This is a genomic window from Staphylococcus sp. HMSC035D11 (assembly GCF_001836075.1).
GTDB classification, from domain to species: Bacteria; Bacillota; Bacilli; order Staphylococcales; family Staphylococcaceae; genus Staphylococcus; species Staphylococcus hominis.
The window spans coordinates 1-4134 of record NZ_KV827254.1; the positions used below are offsets into that span (position 1 = coordinate 1).

General features: G+C 31.3%; 3 protein-coding genes. All 3 read left to right on the forward strand.

The window, feature by feature from the left end; genetic code table 11:
* Positions 1-449 precede the first annotated feature (449 nt).
* The 3 genes from msr(A) to HMPREF2647_RS06760 all read left to right on the forward strand — a co-directional run bounded on the left by msr(A) (position 450) and on the right by HMPREF2647_RS06760 (position 4011).
* Positions 450-1916, forward strand: coding sequence for an ABC-F type ribosomal protection protein Msr(A) (msr(A), locus tag HMPREF2647_RS06750; RefSeq protein ID WP_000438873.1), 1467 nt, complete (start codon positions 450-452; stop codon positions 1914-1916).
* 98 nt (positions 1917-2014) lie between these two features.
* On the forward strand, positions 2015-2914 hold the full coding sequence (locus HMPREF2647_RS06755) for an Mph(C) family macrolide 2'-phosphotransferase (protein ID WP_000196697.1): 900 nt from the start codon (positions 2015-2017) through the stop codon (positions 2912-2914).
* Positions 2915-3399: 485 nt separating this feature from the next.
* Positions 3400-4011 (forward strand): recombinase family protein, encoded by a 612-nt coding sequence (locus tag HMPREF2647_RS06760; protein ID WP_000635275.1) that lies wholly within the window; start codon positions 3400-3402, stop codon positions 4009-4011.
* The last annotated feature ends 123 nt before the right edge of the window (positions 4012-4134 follow it).

Sequence of the window (4134 nt, forward strand, 5' to 3'; positions counted from 1 at the left end):
TTATATTATAAATTCAACTTTGCAACAGAACCGTATTTTATGAGTACACTCTAAATTAAGGAGATGTATAATCAATCTAAAATTGTATTTTTATACTTTTGTTATATAATCTTTCTACTTAGAGATATATTGTAAAAAAACCAACAAAATGTTATATTAACATTACTATTTTATCGATGAAGGAGGATTAAAATGACAGCTTCTATGAGACTCAAATAAACCTTTTTGAATACAAAACTAAATTAATTCAAAAAGGCTTGTCCGCAATACACACTCATAGGATGACTTATGTCATTTTTTATCCTTCGATAGGAATAATAAACGCTTTCAAATACTAAAACATCATAATAAATTTTTAAGTGTTTGAAAGTGTAATGTGAATGAGACGGGAGTAGCCTGTCTCATTTTTTTGCGTACACGTCCTTTAAATATACAAGGAGTGTATAAATATGGAACAATATACAATTAAATTTAACCAAATCAATCATAAATTGACAGATTTACGATCACTTAACATCGGTCATCTTTACGCTTACCAATTTGAAAAAATAGCACTTATTGGGGGTAATGGTACTGGCAAAACCACATTACTAAATATGATTGCTCAAAAAACAAAACCAGAATCTGGAACAGTTGAAACGGTTGGCGAAATTCAATATTTTGAACAGCTTAACATGGATGTGGAAAATGATTTTAACACGTTAGACGGTAGTTTAATGAGTGAACTCCATATACCTATGCATACAACCGACAGTATGAGTGGTGGTGAAAAAGCAAAATATAAATTAGCTAATGTCATATCAAATTATAGTCCGATATTACTTTTAGATGAACCTACAAATCACTTGGATAAAATTGGTAAAGATTATCTGAAAAATATTTTAAAATATTACTATGGTACTTTAATTATAGTAAGTCATGATAGAGCACTTATAGACCAAATTGCTGACACAATTTGGGATATACAAGAAGATGGCACAATAAGAGTGTTTAAAGGTAATTACACACAGTATCAAAATCAATATGAACAAGAACAGTTAGAACAACAACGTCAATATGAACAGTATATAAGTGAAAAACAAAGATTGTCCCAAGCCAGTAAAGCTAAACGAAATCAAGCGCAACAAATGGCACAAGCATCATCAAAACAAAAAAACAAAAGTATAGCACCAGATCGTTTAAGTGCATCAAAACAAAAAGGCACGGTTGAGAAGGCTGCTCAAAAACAAGCTAAGCATATTGAAAAAAGAATGGAACATTTGGAAGAAGTTGAAAAACCACAAAGTTATCATGAATTCAATTTCCCACAAAATAAAATTTATGATATCCATAATAATTATCCAATCATTGCACAAAATCTAACATTGGTTAAAGGAAGTCAAAAACTGCTAACACAAGTACGATTCCAAATACCATATGGCAAAAATATAGCGCTCGTAGGTGCAAATGGTGTAGGTAAGACAACTTTACTTGAAGCTATTTACCACCAAATAGAGGGAATTGATTGTTCTCCTAAAGTGCAAATGGCATACTATCGTCAACTTGCTTATGAAGACATGCGTGACGTTTCATTATTGCAATATTTAATGGATGAAACGGATTCATCAGAATCATTCAGTAGAGCTATTTTAAATAACTTGGGTTTAAATGAAGCACTTGATCGTTCTTGTAATGTTTTGAGTGGTGGGGAAAGAACGAAATTATCGTTAGCAGTATTATTTTCAACGAAAGCGAATATGTTAATTTTGGATGAACCAACTAATTTTTTAGATATTAAAACATTAGAAGCATTAGAAATGTTTATGAATAAATATCCTGGAATCATTTTGTTTACATCACATGATACAAGGTTTGTTAAACATGTATCAGATAAAAAATGGGAATTAACAGGACAATCTATTCATGATATAACTTAAAAACTATACACTAATTTATATTGAATATTAGGTTCATTTATATCAATATAAAAAATACGTTCACAAGAAAAATATAATAGAAATAAGGATCCAATAAAATGACTCGACATAATGAAATTATTAAATGTGCAGAAAAATATCAATTACACATCCAACCTCAAACAATCTCATTGAATGAATCGGGACTTGATTTTCAAGTTGCATTTGGAAAAGATAAACATGGAGTAGAATGGGTTTTGAGACTACCAAGAAGACCTGACGTTTATAAACGAACAAAACCCGAAAAACAAACGGTAGACTTCTTACAGAAGAATGTTTCATTTGAAATACCGAAGTGGAAAGTACATGCAAAAGACCTTATTGCTTACCCAAAACTTACAGGTAAACCCGCAGCCACAATAGATCCAGAAATACAAAATTATGTATGGGAAATTGAACACAAACCATTACCAGAAAACTTTATTAACACATTAGCTGAAACACTCGTAGATTTACACAACATACCAGAAGAAAACATTAACGTTCAGCATATAAATATCAAAACCATACAAGAAATAAAAAATGACTTTCAAAGAAGAATGAATAAAGTTAAAGAAACTTATGGCGTATCAGATGAATTATGGAACAGATGGAAACAATGGTTAGAAAACGACGAACTATGGCCTCGACATGCGACCATGATACATGGGGACTTACATCCAGGACATATAATGGTAGATAACCAAGCAAACGTCACAGGTCTCATAGACTGGACTGAAGCAACCCACTCCGACCCATCAATGGACTTTATAGGACACCATCGTGTATTCGACGACGAAGGATTAGAGCAACTTATAACAGCATACGGTAAAGCTGGAGGTGAAATATGGCCACGAATGAAAGAGCATATAATAGAACTCAATGCAGTATTCCCAATGTTTATCGCTGAGTTTGCTATGGAATCAGGAGAATCGGCGTATGAAACGATGGCATTGAAAGAGTTAGGTATGAAAGAGTAGAACTTATATTAAAAGAGGCCCATTTTAAAGACGAAGGCAATCCTGATGAAATTTTAAAACTGCGTTTAATTAGTGATGGTCTTTGGTTTTCTATAATGTATTAAATATCTGGACATGGAACAAATGCAACAAATGGAAAGAATCGTTTTCGAAATTTCTAACTCCTTAAATCAGGAGGATAAATAAACGGTCATTTTCATTGAAAGCACTTATATAAATTTCATCAATTTTAATACCTACCGTAAATACATTTCATAAGTATTAAACAGATGATTAAAATTTTTAGTTAATTTAAATATTTATGATAGAGATGACCTTCAAATGAACGGTTCTGTTACAAAGAAAAAATCTATATTTATTTTTAGTAAGTTTTAATTATAGATATGTACACTTTGAGTACACCCTAATCATACAAAATGAATTGTTGAAATTACAGCAATTAAAATGTATGATTAGGGTGTATATTAATTATGAGGTGAAACTAAATGATTGTGGGCTATGCGCGGGTATCATCAGTAGATCAAAATTTAGAAAGACAACTTGAAAATTTAAAAACATTTGGTGCTGAAAAAATTTTTACAGAAAAACAATCAGGTCAATCTATAGAAAACAGACCCGTCTTTCAAGAAGCATTGAACTTTGTGAGAATGGGAGATCGTTTTGTCGTGGAATCAATTGATCGTTTAGGTCGTAATTATGATGAAGTCATTAATACCGTTAATTATCTTAAAGAGAAAGAAGTACAATTGATGATTACCAGTCTACCAATGATGAATGAAGTCATTGGTAATCCATTATTAGATAAATTTATGAAAGATTTAATTATACAGATATTAGCAATGGTTTCAGAACAAGAAAGAAATGAAAGTAAACGTCGACAAGCTCAAGGGATTCAAGTTGCGAAAGAGAAAGGCGTATATAAAGGACGACCTTTATTATATTCTCCCAATGCGAAAGATCCTCAAAAACGTGTTATCTATCATCGTGTTGTAGAAATGTTAGAGGAAGGCAAAGCGATTAGTAAAATTGCGAAAGAAGTGAATATTACAAGACAAACTGTTTATAGAATTAAACACGATAACGATGATTTGTTTTAATAAACGGTTTTTCAATGCAAATGAGAGCTTCTCACAGCGTCTGAAAACTTATGGTGATCAATTATTCTGAGATTTTAATATTAAAACAAGAGGTTCTGTTGCAAAGTTGAATTTATAGTATAA

What these genes read in the sequence shown, in the direction of transcription:
- HMPREF2647_RS06755 (WP_000196697.1), top strand. Translation starts at nt 2,015, where the DNA reads ATGACTCGACATAATGAAATTATTAAATGTGCAGAAAAATATCAATTA.
- HMPREF2647_RS06760 (WP_000635275.1), top strand. Translation starts at nt 3,400, where the DNA reads ATGATTGTGGGCTATGCGCGGGTATCATCAGTAGATCAAAATTTAGAA.